This is a genomic window from Streptomyces spinoverrucosus (assembly GCF_006539505.1).
GTDB classification, from domain to species: Bacteria; Actinomycetota; Actinomycetes; order Streptomycetales; family Streptomycetaceae; genus Streptomyces; species Streptomyces spinoverrucosus.
Window position 1 is genome coordinate 234,030 of sequence record NZ_BJND01000019.1, and the last position, 17,347, is coordinate 251,376.

The window sequence follows — 17,347 nt, forward strand, 5'->3', positions numbered from 1 at the left end:
GCCGTGACCGAATTTCTCCAGCAAGTGACGGAAGGACTGGGCTCCGGCGCGGTGTACGCCAGCCTGGCCCTGGCCCTGGTGCTGATCCACCGCTTCACCGGGATCGTCAACTTCGCCCAGGGCGAGCTCGCCATGATCTCCACGTACGTGGCATGGCAGCTGGTGGCGTCCGGGATGTCGTTCTGGCTGGCGCTGCCCGTCACCCTCGCGGTGTCCTTCGCCGGTGGAATGCTGATCGAGCGGATCGTCATCCGCCCCGTGCAGGGCGCGCCCGAGCTGACGGTGGTCATCGTCACGGTCGGCCTGTTCGTCTTCGTCAACGCGATGGCCGGGCTGATCTGGTCCTTCACCGTGAAGGACTTCCCGCAGCAGTTCCCCGACGGCGGCATCGACCTGGCCGGGGTGCGCGTGGACTGGTCGACGCTCGGGATCATCGGCGTGGTGGCCGTCGTCATGGGCCTGCTGTACCTGCTGTTCCAGCACATCTCCGCCGGCCTGGTGATGCGGGCGGTCGCCTGCAACCCGGCCTCCGCCCGGCTGGCGGGCATCCGAGTGAGCCGGGTGCTGATGCTCGGCTGGGGGCTGGCCGCGACGGTCGGCGCGGTGTCGGGCGTCCTTGTCGCCCCGGTGCTGTTCCTGGAGCCCAACATGATGGGCGGGGTGCTGATCTACGCGTTCGCCGCGGCCACCCTCGGGGGCTTCGACAGCCCGGTCGGTGCGGTCGTCGGAGGCCTGTTCGTGGGTGTCGCCGAGACGCTGACCGGGGCGTACGTCGATGTGGTCGGCGCCGATCTGAAGGTGGGCGTCCCGCTGGTGATCATTCTGGCGGTGCTGCTGGCGCGGCCGCAGGGGCTGTTCGGACGAGCGGCGGTGGAACGCGCATGAGCACGATCGTCGCCACACTCGGCACGGACCGCTCCCGGCGCCTGCGGGCCGCGCTCACCGTCCTGCTCGCCGCGGCCCTCGCCGTCGGCGCACCGTTCTACTTCGCCCCCTTCCAGGTCTTCCAGCTGACCATGGTGCTCCTGTACGCGGTGGCGCTGGCGGGACTGAACCTGCTGGTCGGCTTCGGCGGGCAGATCTCGCTCGGGCACGGCGCGTTCTTCGCGGCGGGCGCCTACACGGCGGCCGTCATGCTCGACCGGTACGACATCGGTCACCTGGCCACGCTGCCGGTCGCGGCAGCCGGATGCTTCCTGCTGGGCCTGGGATTCGGAGTGCCCGCGCTGCGGCTGCGCGGTCTGTACCTGGCCCTGGTCACCCTCGCGTTCGCGGTGTTCCTGCCGCCCCTGCTCAAGCGGCTCGAACCGGTGACGGGCGGCTCCATGGGCCTGACCGTGGACAAGCTGCAGCCGCCCGCGTGGAGCGGGCTGGCCGAGGACCAGTGGATGTACTTCGTCGTCCTCGCCGTCACCGCGGTGGCCCTGCTGCTCGCCCGCAACCTGCTGCGGTCCCGGGTCGGCCGGGCGCTGCTCGCCGTACGGGACAACGAGAGCGCCGCCGAGGTCATGGGTGTACGGCTGGCGCTGCACAAGACCCTCGCCTTCGCGTGGAGCGCGATGTTCGCGGGTGTCGCCGGGTGCCTGTACACCTGGGTGATCGGCTTCGTCTCGCCCGACTCCTTCAGCTTCGTTCTGTCCATCACGCTGCTGGCCGGCCTGGTCGTCGGGGGACTTGCCTCGCTGTACGGGCCCCTGCTGGGGGCGGCGTTCGTGATGTACGTGCCGAGCGTGTCCCAGGACGTGAGTGAGGCGGCACCGGGAGTGGTGTTCGGCTTGCTGATCATCGCGGTGATGTTCGTGGCCCCGACGGGACTGGCCGGTCTGCCGGGGCGTGTCCGGGCCGCTGTCGCGGATCGCCTGCCCCGCACCACCGCCGGCCTCGACCGGACGCCCGAGACCGAATCCGCGCCGGACACGGAGCCGGAGTCCCGGGCCGCATCCGAACCCTCCGCGACGGTCACCCCCGCGGACCCCGCAGTTGTCGACGCCGAACCCGTGGGCGCACCGCCCCGCACGGAAAAGGAATGAACCACATGCGCAAGACCACCGCTCTGCGGGCGGCCGCGGCCGCGACCGCCGCCCTGCTCACCGCGACCGCCTGCAGCAGCCATCGAGGGCAGGACGCCCAGGACACCGCCGCCGACGGTGCCTGCAAGGGCCAGCAGACCACCGGCATCACCGACGAGACCATCAAGCTGGGCGGGATCTACCCGCTGTCAGGACCTGCCTCCGCCTACGGCACGATCAGCAAGGGTGTGGCCGCCTACTTCAAGCATGTCAACGACAAGGGCGGCATAGACGGCCGCAAGGTCGAGTTCACCGTCCGCGACGACGGCTACCAGCCGCCCAAGGCGGTCGAGGAGGCCCGCAGACTGGTCGAGCGCGAGAAGGTCTTCGCCGTGTTCCAGACCCTGGGCACCCCGTCCACCGCAGCCGTCTGGGACTACCTCGACAAGCAGAAGGTGCCGCAGCCCTTCGTCGCCACGGGCGCCTCCATCTGGGGTACGGACGACAAGCACCCCTGGACCATCGGCTGGCAGCCCAACTACGTGTCCGAGGCGCGGGTGTACGCCAAGTACCTCAAGGACGAGAAGCCGAAGGCCAAGGTCGCGGTCCTCTTCCAGAACGACGACTTCGGCAAGGACCTGCTCGGCGGGTTCAAGGAGGCTGTCGCCGGCAGCGGCATCAAGGTGGTCGCCGAGGAGAGCTACGAGGTCACCGACCCCTCCGTCTCGGCGCAGATGACGAGCCTCGCCCGGTCCAAGGCGGACGTGCTGCTCAACATCACCACGCCCAAGTTCGGCAGCCAGGCCCTCGCCGCCGACGCCAAGAACACCAAATGGAACCCGCTGCACATCGTCAACAACGTGTCCTCGTCCGCCACCGTGCTCCAGCCCGTCGGGTTCAAGAACGTCCAGGGCGTGGTCTCGGCGACCTACTTCAAGGACCCCGCCGACCCGCAGTGGGCCGACGATGCGGAGATGAAGGCGTACAAGGACGCGCTGCGCAAGTACGCGCCCGACTCGGACCCGGCCAACCAGTTCAATGCCTACGGCTGGGCCGCCGCCTCCAGCCTGCACGAGGTGCTGGACGGGATGAAGTGCCCGACCAGGGAGGGGCTGCGGGACGCGGTGCGCGACCTGAAGGACGTTAAGGTGAACATGCTGCTGCCCGGCGTCACCCTCTCCACCGGGCCCGACGACGCCTTCCCGATCGAGACGATGCAGCTGATGCGGTTCAAGGGCGAACGGTGGCAGCTGTTCGGCGAGCCGGTGGATACCCGCAAGGAGTTCGGCCCGCTCGCCAAGTGAGCCGGCGGGGGCGGTCCCGGTCGATGCCCTGACCCCTCGGGACCGCCCCCGCTCTGTCATCGGCGCCGAGCGCATGGGGCCGGCTTTCGTGAGGGACGCGCTGGTGGCGCGAGCACACGGCGTGACGGTCCATGCGTTCGTCGTGATCACGAGAAGGCAGTCGCTGTCCAGCCGGCGCGGAGTAGCCACCTCCAGGCGCGACGCCCGCCACGCCGTGCCGCTCGGTGGGCGAGGTCGCGGCTCCACCGGATTCAATAGGCTTGCATGGCATCAGCAGGTCAGCGTGCCGTGAGGAACGCCTGGCCACCGACCCGGACGCCGTTGCGCCGGTCACCGGCCGTGGCGGGACCCGAGGCACAACACCGGTGACCGAGGACAAGGTGGTGTCCAGCGGTGGAGAAGCGGATGACGGAGCTCAGCGAAAGCCACGACGATCCGTTCGCCCTGCATCTCGCCGCCCTGGCGGTGCTCGACGACCGGGGAACCGTGGTCGGATGGAACCGGCGGGCCCAGGAACTGCTCGGATATCCGGACACAGCCGTGATCGGTCGTCCGGCGTTCGAGGTCCTTGTCGATCCCCGCGATCTGCCGGCGGTCAGGGACGCCGCGGCGAGTTGCAGGAGAGCCGGCGGCTGGTTCGGGCTGCTCAGTGTGCGGCACCGCGACGGGCGGCTCGTGGAGATGGGGCTCAGGGCCCTGGCGCTCTCGCGCGACGGCCACATCCGTGAGTGGTTCCTTGCCGGAGCACTCGCGGTTGACGTCCTGGAGTGGCAAAGGGACCGCGCGGTGCTCGACGGGTTGTACCGCCGGTGCCCGATCGGCCTGGTCGTGCACGATCCCGACCTGCGGCTGCTGCGGGTCAACCGGGCCATCGAACGCTTCAGCGGCGTCCCGGCAGCGGAGTTTCGGGGGCTGCCCACCGGCTGTTTCCTCGTCCCCGACGACGCACGCAAGGCCGTGGACCGTGTGCGCCAGGTGATGGAGACAGGCAGGCCGATGGTCTACTCCGAGCAGTTCGTTCGCCTGGAGTGGGATCCGGCACGAGAGCGGGTCGCGATGGTCTCCTCCTTCCCGATGGAGGACGCGTCCGGCCGCATCCTGGGTGTGGCCGAGATGATCGAGGACATCACCGAGCGCCATCGGGCCCAGCGTCGGCTCGCGCTCCTCGACCAGGCGGGCAGCCGTATCGGAACCACCCTTGACGTGGCAGAGACCGCCCGGGAACTCGCCGAGGTGATGGTGCCTCACCTCGCCGACCACGTGTCGGTGGACCTGCTTCAACCCGTGACGCGCGGTGAGGAACTGGCGCGGGGCCTGGTGGGACCGGTGGTCCGGGTGGGCGCCAGCAGTGTCGGTGCCCAGCAAGCCGACCCGCCCCACCCTCAGGGCGAGCCGGTGGAGTTCGCGCCGGACACACCCCAGGCCAGATGCCTCGCTGAAGGGCGGCCCGTCCTGGAAGCGGTCCTCCCGCCCGACTGGTTCTCGGCGCAAGGCCGCCAGGGAGCCCACGCTCCCGACCTGGGCGCTCACTCGTTGATCGTGGTCCCTGTGGTCGCGCGGGGCCTGGTGCTGGGCGTGATGACCTTGTGGCGTTCGCGCCGCCCCGATCCCTTCGAGGCGGACGATCTCACCCTCGCCCTGGAACTCGCGTCGCGCGCCGCCGTCGCCATCGACAATGCCCGGCGCTTCACCCAACAGCAGCAGACCGCGTTCACCTTGCAGAGCAGCCTGCTGCCCCGGACGGTCCCGGACCAGTCGGCCGTCGAGGTGGCCATGCGGTACCTGCCGGCCAGCGCGGCCCCGGGCCTGGGCGGCGACTGGTTCGACGTCATTCCGCTGTCCGGGGCCCGGGTCGCTCTCGTGGTCGGCGACGTGGTGGGACGCGGCATCCACGCCGCCGCCACGATGGGTCGGCTGCGTACCGCCGTGCACACGCTCGCGAGCCTCGACCTGGAGCCGGACGAGGTCCTCTCCCGCCTGGACGATCTGGTCCTGCTGCTGGCGGCCGAACAAGAAGCGGTCGGCGAACGGCCCGTGGGTGAGCAGGTCGTCGGCGCCACCTGTCTGTACGCCGTGTACGACCCGGTCTCCGGGAGGTGCTCCGTGGCCCGCGCCGGCCACCCCCCGCCGATGGTGACCTCTCCGGACGGACAGGTGGCTCTGCTCGACCTGCCCGTCGGCCCACCGCTCGGCCTGGGCGGCCTGCCATTCGAGGCCCGGGACGTCGAACTGGCCGAGGGGAGCCTGCTGAGCCTGTACACCAACGGGCTCATCGGCGAACGCCACATCGATGCCGACGTCGGCCTGACCAAGCTGTGCGCGGCGCTCGCCCACCCCGCGGACGCGCTGGAACGGACGTGTCAAGCGGTGGTCGACTCACTCGTGCCCGCCCGCCCCGGCGACGACGTCGCGTTGCTGATCGCCCGCACCCGCATGCTGCCGCCGGACGATGTCGCTTCCTGGCGTCTGCCGCTGGAGCCTGCCAGCGCCGCCCGGGCCCGGGCACTGACCTCGGCCAAGCTGACCGAATGGGGCCTGGAGCACTTGGCGTTCACCACCGAGTTGATCGCCAGCGAACTGGTCACCAATGTCTACCGGTACGCAAGCGGCCCCGCGACCCTGCGGCTGATCCGTGAACGGTGTCTGGTGTGCGAGGTCAGCGACACCAGCCACACCTCACCCCACCTGCGCCGCGCCCGTACCACCGACGAGGGCGGGCGCGGCCTGTTCCTGGTGGCTCAGATGGCCGAACGCTGGGGCACCCGATACACCCGCGAGGGCAAGACCGTCTGGACCGAACAATCACTGGCCCGGACGTTCGCCTGACCGTCCCGGACCTTGCTACTCCTGGCCGGGAACCGCCATCTCCCCCAGCAGCGACCAGTCGTCCTGCGGAACGTTCATGTTGACGATGCGCGGCGTCTCGACCAGATGCGGCGGCAACGTCTGCTGCGCGGCCTTGAAGTGCGCGGACTGCACATGTTCGGCCCCGGCCTCGTCGTCGCGGAAAGCCTCGACCAGGACGTACTCCGTCGGGTCCTCCACACTGCGCGACCAGTCGAACCACAGGCAGCCGGGTTCGGCGCGCGTGGCCCGGGTGAAGTCAGCGGTGATCTCGGGCCAGCGGTCGGCGTGCTCGGGACGGACTCGGAACTTGGCGGTGATGAAGATCATGGAATTCCTTCGCTGTGTGTACGTCGTTTCGTTCGACCTCGGCGGGCAGGCAGGTGGCGCTTCCTGCCCGCCGGTCATGACGACCGGAGTACCAACTGACCGTCCGCGTACGGAAGGACCTTGGCCCGCGGAAGATGGACCAGGACCTCCTCGCCCGGCGGAACTCCCTCCTCCCGCGGCGTCTTGGTCCTGACGAGCTGCCCGGCCACCTCCACCTCGAGCACGCGCTGCGCGCCATGGTCCGTGACGCCCCGCAGTCTGCCGGGGAAGGTGTTGGGACCGGGGTCCGTCACGATCTTGACATACTCGGGGCGAACGCCCACCTGGACCTCGGTGGTGCTGTGCGGAATGCCCCAGGCGGCGGACAGCGTCCGGCCACCCAGCGCGAGGGATCCGTCGCCCTGGTCCACGGTCAGGACGTTCATCGCCGGTGAGCCGATGAAGTAGCCGACGTAGGTGGACGAGGGCGCCTCGAAGAGCTGCTCCGGGGTGCCCTGCTGCACGGCGCGGCCGTCCTTCATCACCAGCACTTCCTGCGCGAAGCTCATCGCCTCGTACTGGTCGTGCGTCACGTAGATCACGGTGGGCCTGAACTGCTCGGTGATCTCCCGGACCTTGCGCCGCAGCAGGTGCTTCAGCTGCGGGTCGATGACGGTGAGCGGCTCGTCCATCAGCACGGCCGCGACGTCGTCCCGGACCAGACCGCGGCCGAGTGAGATCAGCTGTTTGTCGTCGGCGGTGAGCCCGCGGGCGGGCTGCTTCAGCCGGCCGTGCAGGTCCAGTGCCTCGGCGACCTGCTGGACCTTGGCGTCGATCCTCGCCCTGTCCCAGCGTCGGCATTGGAGCGGGAAGGCGAGGTTCTCGTAAACCGTCATCGACCTGTAGATGACGGGGAACTGGAAGACCTGGGCGATGTTGCGGGCCTTCGTGGGCAGGGCGGTGACGTCGACCCCGTCGAACAGGACCCGCCCCCGGGACGGTCTGACCAGGCCGGACAGGATGTTCAGCAGCGTCGTCTTGCCGCAGCCCGACGGCCCGACCAGTGCGTATGTCCTGCCGGACTCGAAAGTCAGGTTCAGCGGCTTGAGAGCCCACCGCTCCTCTTCGACGCCCGGCGCGTACGCGTGCCCGACGTCGACGATGTTCAACTGCGCCATGTCAACGCCCTTCCACTGAAGCGAGATCGTATGAAGGTGTCCGCACGAGCGTGCCCTGCTCGTCGAAGGCGAACAGCCGGTCGGGACGGAGTCGCAGTCTGACCAGGTCGCCGAGGGTGAGGTCGTGGATGCCCTCGATCTGTACGACGAAGGGGCTCTCGCCGACGACCACGTGGACGAAGGTCTCGGAACCGGAGATCTCCACGAAGGTGACCTCGCCCTCGACCCCGCCGGCGGCCAGCCCGACGTCCGTGGCGCGCAGCCCGAACTGGTAGGCACCGTCGGGCAGATCGGCCAGGTGCGCGGAGACGTGCGTGGCCTGGAAGCCGGCCACCGTGACCTGGCCACCCTTGATCCTGCCCGCGAAGATGTTCATCGGCGGGTCGTTGATGATGGACGCCACCGTGGTGGTCGCCGGGCGTTCGAAGACCTCCTGCGGGGTGCCGGTCTGGAGGATCCGCCCCTCGTGCATGACCAGCACCACGTCACCGAGCATCATCGCCTCGGCGGGTTCGGTGGTCGTGTAGATGACGATCGTGTCCCCCCGGTCCGAGAACAGGGTCTTGAATTCATCGCGCAGTTGTTCGCGCAACTTGTAGTCCAGGTTCGCCAGCGGCTCGTCGAGCAGGAGAATGCCGGTACCGCGCGCCAGGGCGCGGGCCATGGCGACGCGCTGCTGCTGGCCGCCGGAGAGCTGGGACGGCTTGCGCTTGTCGAGGTCCGCAAGCCCGACGCGCGCCAGGCTCTGCCGGACTCGTTGCTCGATCTCCTCCCGTGACAGCCCGGCCCGTTTCAGTGGAAAGGCCACATTGCGGAACACGTCGAGATGCGGATAGTTGATGAACTGCTGGTAGACCATGGCGGTGTCGCGCCGCCACACCGGGGTCTTCAGGAAGTCCGCTCCCGCCCGCGTCAGGGAGCCGGAATCCACTTTCTGCAGGCCGGCCAGGACCCGCAGCAGCGTCGTCTTTCCGGCCATCGTCCGGCCGATGACGGTGTGGAGCCGCCCCGGCCGGAAGGTCGCGGTCACGTTCTTGAGGTGGTCGACGCCGTCGACGGTCAGGCACAGATCAGTGGCGTTCAGGTTCATCGGACCGCTCCCGACAGGTTCCCCTTGGACAGATAGCGCTCCACCCAGATGGCGAGCAGGATCAGCGGTGTCACGCCGAAGAGCGCGGCGGCGGAGAGCGTCCACCACGGCGGAACGGAGGAGTTGAGGGCGACGACCGCCTGGGGCAGGGTCTGCACCTCGGTGAAGGTGAGGCGGAAGGCGAAGAAGAAGTCGTTCCAGCCGAACACGGCGCAGAACATCGCCGCCACGGTCAGGCCGGGCAGGGAGTTCGGCAGGATCGCACGGACGAAGGTCTGGAAGGGGCCGCAGCCGTCCAGCATCGCCATCTCGTCGATCTCCCGCGGGATGCCGTTGAAGAAGTCCACCATCACCCAGACCGCGATGGGCAGCAGCAGGGCGATCGTCACGATGACCAGGCCGGGGATGCTGTCCAGGAGGCCGCCCCACTGCAGGAGGTAGAAGAAGGGGATCACCAGCACGACGGGCGGCATGATTCGTTGGGAGACGAAGAAGAAGACGATGTCGCTGTTCTTGATGAATCCCAGTCTGAACCGGTAGCGGGACAGTGCGTAGGCGGCCAGAGACCCCAGGGCCAGGCTGATGGCGGAGGCGGCAACGGTGACGATCGCGCTGTTGACGAAGGGATGGATCACATCGACACCGCCCGCTCCACCGAAGATGTTGCGCCAGCCGGTGAGGGTGGGCTCGTACTGCAGCCAGGGAAGGTAGGTGGGACCGCCCTGGACTGCGTTGGCGTTCTTGAAGCTGGTCGTCATCGCCCAGAAGAACGGTCCCGCGACGAAGCAGGCCCACAGTGCGATGACGGTGTATTTGAATACGGGATAAAGGCGTGACCTCATGAGTCCCCCTTCAGCTTGAAGGCCCTGGTGAGCAGGGTGGCGACGACCGTGAGCGTGACGCTCATCAGCACCAGGTAGAGCAGGGACATTGCGCCGCTGTACCCGGTCTGCTGGTCCCTGAGCCCCTGGATGTAGAGGTAGTAACCCGGGGTCTCCGTGGAGGAGCCCGGCCCGCCGGAGGTCAGGACGTAGACGCTGTCGGAGAGCTTGGACGCCTCGATCAGCCGGATGACGACCGCCGCTACCGAGACCGGCGCCATCAGCGGGAAGGTCACCTTCCAGAAGGTGCGCCAGGTGCCCGCGCCGTCGATCGCGGCGGCCATGAACGGCTCCTTCGGCAGGCTCAGCAGACCGGCCAGCAGCAACAGGAACATGAACGGCGTCCACTGCCAGACCTCGACGGTCATCAGGGCGAACAGCGCAGGTGCGGACTCGGTGAGCCAGGGAATCCGGGTCAGACCCAGCATCCCCAGCAGATCGTTCGCCGGACCCAGCGACTCATGAAAGATCGTCTGCCAGATGGCGGCCATCACCACGGGCGTGGTCATCATGGGGACGAGGAACAGCACGCGCCAGAATCTGCGGCCGCGTACCTCGCGCCAGACCAGCAGGGCCATGCCGAACCCGATGACGTACTGGATCAGGACCGTGCCGCCCGCCAGCAGGATCAGCCGGGTGATGGACGCCCAGAAGCGGCTGTCGTGCAGCACGGCGGTGTAGTTGGCCCCTCCGATGAAGTCCATGGAGGGGTTGCTGACGTTCCAGCCGGAGAAGCTGACGCGGATGGTGAACAGAAGCGGGAAAATGATGATCAGAAAGAGCGTGAGCAGTCCCGGCAGCAGGAACATGCTCTTGTGCCGGCGCAGGCCGTCCATGGTTCTCCTTGCGGAAGGGGGCGGGCGTCCCCGGGGGCCGGCCGGTCCGGTCCGGCCCCGAGGCGTCCTGCGGTCGGATCAGGAGTTGTCCTCGAGCGCGACCACATCGCGATAGGCGCTCTGGACCTTGTCCTTGCCGATCTGGTCGGTGATCTTGGACCATTCCCGGGCCACGCCGTCCAGTGCCTGCTGCGGCGACTCCTGGCCCGCCACGGCCGATGCGATGCCGTTGGCCAGCGCGGACATGTACTGGTTGACACCGGGAACACGCAGGTCGAAGACGCGGTTGCGGCTCTCCTCCATGCCGGAGAGTGTCAGTACGTACGACTCGGCGACGTCCTTCTCCCAGCCCTGCTCCTGCCAGAACGCCGGGTCGAAGTGGGCATAGCGGTACGGGTTGACACCGAACCGGCCGATGGTCAGGTCGAGGGCGGTGTTGGCCTCGTTGCTGAAGAAGCACAGGTAGTCGAAGGCCATCTGCTGGTGGCGCGAGGCCTTGGCCACTGCTGACGTCCATCCCCAGGTGAAGTAGGGCGCCTGGTTCGCCTTCTTGTCCCACGACTTCGTGGTGCGGTTGTAGACCTCCGAGGAACCCGGCAGCGGCGCCGCCTGGACCTGGTTGCGGATCCTGCTGTCCGGTTGCTGGGCCTGGATGAAGGCGTCGTCCCACGAGTACGACATCAGCGTCTGCCCGCCTCCGAAGGAGAAGATCTCGTCTCCCAGGCCGAAGTTGGCGCCGCCTGGTGCCCAGGTGGACTTGGCCTTCACCATGTCCTCCAGGGCGCGGACGAAGCCGGGCGTGTTGATCAGCGGCTTCATGGTCTCGACGTCGAAGAAGACGCCGCCCTTGACATCCGGGTTCTTCACGTACGGCGCCGCCCGGCTGATGAACGCGGAGAACGTCAGGTCGTCGCGCTTGGTCACCTCGGCGCTGCCGTGGTTGCGCTTGCCGTCACCGTCGAGATCCTTGCCGGTGAAGAACTGGGCTATCTGCTGGAACTCGGCCCAGGTCTTGGGGACCTCCAGGTCGTTGCCCGTGGCCTGCTTGTACGCCGCCTTCCACTCCGGGTCCTTCAGCACATCGGTGCGGACCTTGAGGTAGTGGCGGTCACCGTCCACCGGGTACTGCACGACCTTCCCGTTCCAGGTCGCCACGTCCATGTAGGCCTCGGTGACGTCCTTCATGCCGGGGGTGTCGAGATACTCCTGCGGCACCGGTTCCAGATACGGGGCCATGTCGCCGATCCACAAGGACGGGTAGAACATGACGTCGTACGCGGGCTGGCCCGCCTGAAGGGGCGTGAGGATCTTCTGGTGCAGCTCGCCGAAGGGGACGTTGACGACCTCGACCTTCCCGCCGGTGATGTCCTCGAACTGCTTGGCGTGCAGCTGGGTCGGCTCGCCGATTACGGGAACGGCGTGGCTGATGATCTTGAGTGTCTGGCCGGAGTAGTCCTTGCGGCTGATCGAGTCGTAGCTGCAGGGTCCGGGGACGTCCTTGACCTTCGTGGCCGGGTAGTCCTTGCCGTACTTCTGGTAGCTGATCTCCGAGCCGGGCTTGAAGAGCCCGGCCTTCTCCTTGGGCTTCTGCTGTGCCTGGTTCTGGGCGGTGCACGCGGTGGCGGTCAGGGCCGCGACGGCCGCGACGGCGACCAGGGCCCGGTACGGTCTGCTGCGCATGGGGCTTCTCCTGCGGTGTCAGGGGACCAAGATCGCTCGGCCGCGTACGGCCCCGGCGTCCAGGTCGTCGAGGGCCTGCTGGAAGGAGGCGAGGGGGTAGCGCCGGGTGTGCAGGGTGACCTTGTCCTGGGCCGCGAGGACCATCAGCTCGGAGAGGTCGTTGTAGGAGCCCACGAGGTTGCCGATGAAGTTGATCTCCGTGGAGATGACGTCGATGGTCGGCACGTGGAGGTGGCCGCCGTAGCCGATGACGTAGTAGTTGCCGTTGCGGCGCAGGCATGCCACGCCCGTCTCGACGGCGCCCCCCTCACCGACGAAGTCCAGGACGGCCTCCGCCCCGTGCCCTGAGGTGAGGTCCCGTACGCGGTCGGCTTCGCTGCCGTCCGCGACGAGCGTGTGCTCGGCGCCCAGTTCCTTGGCCAGTGCCAGGGCCTCCGGGCTGCGGTCGATGACGATCATCTCGACCGGCGAGAGGGCCCGCAGTACCTGAATGCCGATGTGCCCGAGCCCGCCTGCGCCGATGACCACGACCCTGTCGCCAGGCCGCAGTACCCGGGCCGCCTTGGCGACGGCGTGGTACGCCGTGAGCCCGGCGTCGGCCAGGGCCGCCACCGAGGCCGGCTCGAGGGACGGGGCGAGGGGCACGACCGAGCGGGCGTTGGTCTTCAGGTACTCGGCGTAGCCCCCGTCGGCGTCGATGCCGGGAAAGGCCGAGTTCATGCAGTGCACGTCGTCGCCGGCCCGGCAGGCGCGGCACAGACCGCAGGTCACCAGCGGGTGCAGGATGACCGGGTCACCGACCTTGACGTGGGTCACGGACTGGCCGACCTCCGCAACCCAGCCGGCGTTCTCGTGGCCGATCGTGTACGGAAGGGTGACCCCGCTCTTCTCCTTCCACTGTCCTTCGAGGATGTGCAGATCGGTCCGGCACACTCCGGCGCCCCCGATCTTCACGATCACATCCAGCGGACCGGTGATCTGCGGGTCCGGCACGTCCACGAGCACGGGCGGCTCGTCGTACTCGATGACCTGCACGGCTTTCATGGCGGCTCCCAGCGAATCGGCGGGTGGATGGTGCGCCGATTACACAGGCCGCCGCTCGCGGGCCGATGTCTCAGAAACCGTCCGCGGATGTCTCAATGTGATACACGCCGTAGGCGCCGCGCCGTAGAGCTGGTCCAATCACTGCATTGAGGGAACGTGACGCGCGCAGTACGGGAGTGTTAATGCCCCGCCACCAGCCCGGAAGCTCGCTGAGAGCAGCCAGAGAGCTCTACCTGGAAGTCACCAAGGACCCGAGCGCCCGGCCGCTTGTGGTGGCCTCGTGGCAGCGCTCGATGGAGCACAGGGTGAAGTCGGGCAGTCTCGACGCTCCGTACCTGGACAACCCCAATCTCGAGAGCCCCCTCGCCAGGGCGGCGCTGCCGATCCTGGACAGGCTGCACGAGCAGCTCGCCGACGACCCGGTGTCCATGATGATCACGGACCGGAACGGCGTGGTGCTCTCCCGGAAGGTGTCCCACGAGGGGCTGACGACCAACCTCAACCGCGTGCGGCTGGCCCCGGGCCATGTGTTCGCCGAGCGCTACGTGGGCACCAACGGCATCGGGACCGCGCTGGCCAGCGGCCGCCCCGTCATGATCGCCGGAATCGAGCACTACGTCGAGGCGTTGCGGGACTTCCACTGCGCCGCCGTACCGATCCTGCATCCCACCCGGCGCACGCTGCTGGGAGCCTTCAACCTCACCACCATCCGTCAGGGCTCCGACGGCATGCTGATGGCCTTCGCCCGCTCGGTCGCGGCCCAGATCGAGGGTGAGATCGCGGCGATCACCTCGCGGCGCGAGCGGGCCCTGTTCCATGACTACATGGAGGCCTGCTCCTCGGTGCGTCCGGGACCCGTGCTGGCCCTGAACCGCGATGTCGTCATGATGAACGAGCAGCTCAGCACTGCGGTGACCGGGCCCGACCACTACGCGCTGCTCGACCACGCCCGCGAGATCGCCGACAGCCCCCGGACGCAGGGGACGCGCAGCCTCGCCCTGCCCTCCGGACGGGTCGCCGAACTCAGGGTCAGGCGTTGTCGGCGCGAGGACAGCGACGCGGGCGCCGTCTTCAGAGTCCGGCTGATCGGACGCCCGCAGCCGGGACCCGCGGTTTCCGCCGCGCCTGCCCGGTCCGGCCTGGGACTGGTGGGCTCGTCCCCGCACTGGCTGCGCGCGGTCGCGGACAGCCAGGCGGCGTTCGTCGCCGGGACGGCGCTGCATCTCCTGGGCGAAGCCGGTGTCGGCAAGAGGACGCTGGTCGAGACCCTGCACCGGGCCCACGGCGCCGGACGCCGGCTGGAGATGACACAGCCGCCGCTGTCCGATTCACCTGCCGTCACCGAGGGCTGGCTGCATGACATCGGAGAGCTGCTCGCCGTGCCGTCCAACGTGCTTGTCCTGTGCGAGGTCCACCTGTTGGGCGACCAGCTGCGGCAGCGGCTCAGGAACCTGCTGACGCACCTGGACGGCACCGCCACCGGGCAACTGGTCCTGACCAGCCAGCCGTCGATGGTCAGCACCGATGACCAGCTCGACCAGCTCTGCGGTGCCTTGGTGGAGGTGCCGCCCCTGCGCCATCGCCCCGGGGACATCGAGGACTTGGCGCGGTTCTTCCTGCGCAAGTACCGGCCGAGCGCTGAGAGCAGGTTCTCCTCGGACGCCCTGACGATGCTGCAGCGATGCCCCTGGCCGGAGAACGTCCGGCAGCTCGAGGCGGTGATGCGCGGGCTGGCGCGGCGGCCTTGCGGCCCGATGATCCATGCGGAGGACCTCCCGCCGGAATGCCGGGTGTCCTCGCACAAGGTCCTGACCACCATCGAGGCGCTCGAACGCGACGCCATCCTGCGCGGGTTGATGGACCACAACTCCAACGTCCAGCGCACCGCGCAGGCCCTCGGTATCTCCCGCGCCACGATGTACCGCAAGATGCGCCGTTACGGGATCGTCCCGTCGACCCTGACCTGACGGGCTGCCTGGATCGTCCCTCGGTAGGGGAGAGACGGCCCGGGGAGGCGTGGAGGTGGTGGCCTCTCATCTTGCCGAGCCCGCCCGCCGCCGTGGTCATTCGGCTGCGGCGAGCAGCCGTGCCTCGCTCTCCTCGTACAACCGCCGGCTCTCCCGGCTGTCGGCGGTGCGGCGCCAGTGGTCCAGACGGCTGCCCAGCCAGCCCGCCAGGTAACCGAACGGGACGGAGACCAGTCCGGTGGACTGCATCGGGAACAGGGCGAAGTCGACGTCCGGGAAGACGGCGGACGGCGTGCCCGAGACGGCCTTGGAGAAGACCATCAGCACCAGCGCGCAGGCCGCGCCGCCGTAGAGGGTGGCGAGCAGGCCGGTGCGTGTGAATCCCCGCCAGAACAGGGAGTAGGTGAGCGCGGGTGCCACCGCGGATGCTCCGATGCAGATGGCCAGAGTGGTCAGCACGCCGACGTTCCAGCCCTGGACCAGGGTGGCGAGCCCGATGGCCACGGTTCCCACGGCCACACTCGTCCACACCGCCACCGTCATCTCCGTGCGCGGCTCTGCCTGCCCCCGCCGTGCCACATGGGCGAACAGGTCGTGGGCGAGCGACGAGGCCGCGGCCAGGGTCATGCCCGCGACCGAGGACAGCAGGGTGAGGAACACCATGCCCGCCACGGCCGAGTAGAGAATCGTCGTGCCCGTGGAGCCGGGTGCTCCGCCGAGTATCTGCGACAGCATGAGCACCGACGTCCTGCCGTGTGGGTCGGCCGCGGTGATGGACTGCGACCCCACCAGCGCCGCCGCGCCCGTGCCCATGACGATCACGAGCAGGCAGAACGTGGTGACCGTGCCGACCGCCCACGACATGGAGCGACGCACCGCCGGCACGTCCTGCGCCGAGTACAGACGCATCGTGATGTGGGGCAGGCAGGCCACGCCGAGAACCACGGTGATCTGGAACCCGATGAAGTCCAGCCGCTCACCGGCCGAGGTGCCCAGCTGGAGGCCCTGCTGGAGAAACGCGGCGCCCGCGCCGCTGCCCTGCTGGGCGGCCCTCAGCACGTCGCCAGGGCTCCAGTCGAAACGGTTCAGCACCAGGGCGGCGACGACAATGCTGGTGGCGAGCAGAAATACGATCTTGACCATCTGAACGAGCGCGGTGCCTCTCATACCGCCGAGCGCCGCGTAAATGATCATCAGGCTGCCGACGATGACGATGCTGCCCGTCCTGGCGCCCGCCACGTGCGGGAGGTCCAGGATGAAGGTGAGCAGCGACCCGGCCCCGGAGAGCTGGACGATCAGGAAGGGCACGGTCGCCGAAAGCGTCACCACGCAGGCGGCGACACGGACGGCCCGCCCGGGGATGTTGCGGGCCAGGACGTCGCCCATGGTGAACTGGCCGGCGTTGCGCAGGGGTTCGGCCAGCAGGAACATCAGCAGCACCAGCGACAGGGCGGTGCTGACCGCGAGGACATAGCCGTCGTATCCGGTGAGCGCGATGATGCCGGTGGTGCTCAGCACCGTGGCCGCGGATATGTAGTCGCCTGCGATGGCCAGGCCGTTCTTGAACGGGGTGAGCGAGCGGTAGCCCGTGTAGAAGTTCTCCAGGTCGTCGCGGTCCGGCCCCGCCATCACGCACATGAGCAGCGTGAGGGTGACCAGCACGGTGAACAGGAGAAGGACGGTGGCCTGCGTCCCGGAGCTGAAGTCGTTCATCTCGCCACCTCGGTGTGTCTGCCGGCAGTGACCGCCTGCTCCCTGACGGCGCGGGCCAACGGATCCACCGAGCCTTGTGCGCTGCGTCCATACCAGAAGACCGCCGCGAAGGTGACGACGAGTTGGAGGATCCCCAGGGCCATGCCCAGGCTCAGCTCTCCGGCGATCTTGGACCCCATCAGGCCCGGGGCGCCGCAGGACAGCACGACATACACCACGAAGGAGCCGAGTGCCGTGAGCGTGGAGGTTCGGCGGAGCAGACGGTAGGCCGAGCGGAGGGCGGCGAGGTCGGCGCTGTGCCGATGAGTCTCCTGCATATACGGCTCGTCCCAAGGGGCTCGCCCGTACGGGTCGTACCGAGGAGGTGACGCTGATGGCGGATACCGGTTCTCGTCGGGGTGTGTCATCGCCTGGCCTTCCACTACGGCTCGGATCCGTGGATGTGAACGGGGAGAAGTGGCTCAGCGGCGCACCATACCGACTGGTCGGGAT

The 17,347-nt window shown here is 68.6% G+C and carries 14 protein-coding genes; 5 read left to right on the top strand and 9 right to left on the bottom strand.

Annotated features, from left to right (window positions below; genetic code table 11):
• The first annotated feature begins 3 nt into the window (after nucleotides 1–3).
• From SSP24_RS14440 to SSP24_RS14455, 4 genes are all read left to right on the top strand, one after another.
• Complete coding sequence (locus SSP24_RS14440; RefSeq protein ID WP_141309911.1) at nucleotides 4–885, top strand: branched-chain amino acid ABC transporter permease; 882 nt, start codon at nucleotides 4–6, stop codon at nucleotides 883–885.
• Nucleotides 882–2,030, top strand: coding sequence for a branched-chain amino acid ABC transporter permease (locus tag SSP24_RS14445; RefSeq protein ID WP_141309912.1), 1,149 nt, complete (start codon nucleotides 882–884; stop codon nucleotides 2,028–2,030). Before SSP24_RS14440 ends, SSP24_RS14445 begins: the two co-directional genes overlap by 4 nt.
• 5 nt (nucleotides 2,031–2,035) lie before the next feature.
• Nucleotides 2,036–3,313: an ABC transporter substrate-binding protein gene (locus tag SSP24_RS14450; RefSeq protein WP_141309913.1), complete on the top strand. Its 1,278-nt coding sequence runs from the start codon at nucleotides 2,036–2,038 to the stop codon at nucleotides 3,311–3,313.
• Between the two features lie 405 nt (nucleotides 3,314–3,718).
• Nucleotides 3,719–6,139 (top strand): SpoIIE family protein phosphatase, encoded by a 2,421-nt coding sequence (locus SSP24_RS14455; RefSeq protein WP_174864647.1) that lies wholly within the window; start codon nucleotides 3,719–3,721, stop codon nucleotides 6,137–6,139.
• Between the two features lie 15 nt (nucleotides 6,140–6,154).
• Here the strand turns inward: SSP24_RS14455 and SSP24_RS14460 are convergent, their stop codons facing one another.
• From SSP24_RS14460 to SSP24_RS14490, 7 genes are all read right to left on the bottom strand, one after another.
• On the bottom strand, nucleotides 6,155–6,487 hold the full coding sequence (locus tag SSP24_RS14460) for a putative quinol monooxygenase (protein WP_141309915.1): 333 nt from the start codon (nucleotides 6,485–6,487) through the stop codon (nucleotides 6,155–6,157).
• Between the two features lie 74 nt (nucleotides 6,488–6,561).
• Nucleotides 6,562–7,644: an ABC transporter ATP-binding protein gene (locus tag SSP24_RS14465; RefSeq protein ID WP_141309916.1), complete on the bottom strand. Its 1,083-nt coding sequence runs from the start codon at nucleotides 7,642–7,644 to the stop codon at nucleotides 6,562–6,564.
• Nucleotide 7,645: 1 nt separating this feature from the next.
• On the bottom strand, nucleotides 7,646–8,734 hold the full coding sequence (locus SSP24_RS14470; RefSeq protein WP_141309917.1) for an ABC transporter ATP-binding protein: 1,089 nt from the start codon (nucleotides 8,732–8,734) through the stop codon (nucleotides 7,646–7,648).
• Entirely contained in the window at nucleotides 8,731–9,576 is an 846-nt protein-coding gene (locus tag SSP24_RS14475) for a carbohydrate ABC transporter permease (RefSeq protein WP_141309918.1), read from the bottom strand. Before SSP24_RS14475 ends, SSP24_RS14470 begins: the two co-directional genes overlap by 4 nt.
• On the bottom strand, nucleotides 9,573–10,451 hold the full coding sequence (locus SSP24_RS14480) for a carbohydrate ABC transporter permease (protein ID WP_141309919.1): 879 nt from the start codon (nucleotides 10,449–10,451) through the stop codon (nucleotides 9,573–9,575). Before SSP24_RS14480 ends, SSP24_RS14475 begins: the two co-directional genes overlap by 4 nt.
• Before the next feature lie 78 nt (nucleotides 10,452–10,529).
• Nucleotides 10,530–12,131, bottom strand: coding sequence for an extracellular solute-binding protein (locus SSP24_RS14485; protein ID WP_141309920.1), 1,602 nt, complete (start codon nucleotides 12,129–12,131; stop codon nucleotides 10,530–10,532).
• A gap of 18 nt (nucleotides 12,132–12,149) precedes the next feature.
• Nucleotides 12,150–13,175, bottom strand: coding sequence for an NAD(P)-dependent alcohol dehydrogenase (locus SSP24_RS14490; RefSeq protein ID WP_141309921.1), 1,026 nt, complete (start codon nucleotides 13,173–13,175; stop codon nucleotides 12,150–12,152).
• Between the two features lie 182 nt (nucleotides 13,176–13,357).
• On the opposite strand from SSP24_RS14490, the gene SSP24_RS14495 reads away from it, so the two are divergent.
• The gene (locus SSP24_RS14495; protein WP_141309922.1) at nucleotides 13,358–15,142 is read left to right on the top strand and encodes a sigma-54-dependent Fis family transcriptional regulator; all 1,785 of its coding nucleotides are present in this window, start codon (nucleotides 13,358–13,360) and stop codon (nucleotides 15,140–15,142) included.
• Nucleotides 15,143–15,238: 96 nt separating this feature from the next.
• Here the strand turns inward: SSP24_RS14495 and SSP24_RS14500 are convergent, their stop codons facing one another.
• Complete coding sequence (locus tag SSP24_RS14500) at nucleotides 15,239–16,855, bottom strand: sodium/solute symporter (protein WP_141309923.1); 1,617 nt, start codon at nucleotides 16,853–16,855, stop codon at nucleotides 15,239–15,241.
• A complete protein-coding gene (locus tag SSP24_RS14505) occupies nucleotides 16,852–17,172 on the bottom strand; it encodes a DUF485 domain-containing protein (RefSeq protein WP_229865406.1) in 321 nt (106 codons plus the stop codon). Before SSP24_RS14505 ends, SSP24_RS14500 begins: the two co-directional genes overlap by 4 nt.
• Nucleotides 17,173–17,347: the final 175 nt, after the last annotated feature.

Bases quoted from the DNA above. Each gene is read 5' to 3' on its own strand.
- SSP24_RS14465 (WP_141309916.1), bottom strand. From the start codon at position 7,644: ATGGCGCAGTTGAACATCGTCGACGTCGGGCACGCGTACGCGCCGGGC.
- SSP24_RS14480 (WP_141309919.1), bottom strand. From the start codon at position 10,451: ATGGACGGCCTGCGCCGGCACAAGAGCATGTTCCTGCTGCCGGGACTG.
- SSP24_RS14495 (WP_141309922.1), top strand. From the start codon at position 13,358: ATGCCCCGCCACCAGCCCGGAAGCTCGCTGAGAGCAGCCAGAGAGCTC.
- SSP24_RS14505 (WP_229865406.1), bottom strand. From the start codon at position 17,172: ATGCAGGAGACTCATCGGCACAGCGCCGACCTCGCCGCCCTCCGCTCG.
- SSP24_RS14500 (WP_141309923.1), bottom strand. From the start codon at position 16,855: ATGAACGACTTCAGCTCCGGGACGCAGGCCACCGTCCTTCTCCTGTTC.
- SSP24_RS14490 (WP_141309921.1), bottom strand. From the start codon at position 13,175: ATGAAAGCCGTGCAGGTCATCGAGTACGACGAGCCGCCCGTGCTCGTG.
- SSP24_RS14450 (WP_141309913.1), top strand. From the start codon at position 2,036: ATGCGCAAGACCACCGCTCTGCGGGCGGCCGCGGCCGCGACCGCCGCC.
- SSP24_RS14445 (WP_141309912.1), top strand. From the start codon at position 882: ATGAGCACGATCGTCGCCACACTCGGCACGGACCGCTCCCGGCGCCTG.
- SSP24_RS14485 (WP_141309920.1), bottom strand. From the start codon at position 12,131: ATGCGCAGCAGACCGTACCGGGCCCTGGTCGCCGTCGCGGCCGTCGCG.
- SSP24_RS14460 (WP_141309915.1), bottom strand. From the start codon at position 6,487: ATGATCTTCATCACCGCCAAGTTCCGAGTCCGTCCCGAGCACGCCGAC.
- SSP24_RS14470 (WP_141309917.1), bottom strand. From the start codon at position 8,734: ATGAACCTGAACGCCACTGATCTGTGCCTGACCGTCGACGGCGTCGAC.
- SSP24_RS14475 (WP_141309918.1), bottom strand. From the start codon at position 9,576: ATGAGGTCACGCCTTTATCCCGTATTCAAATACACCGTCATCGCACTG.
- SSP24_RS14455 (WP_174864647.1), top strand. From the start codon at position 3,719: ATGACGGAGCTCAGCGAAAGCCACGACGATCCGTTCGCCCTGCATCTC.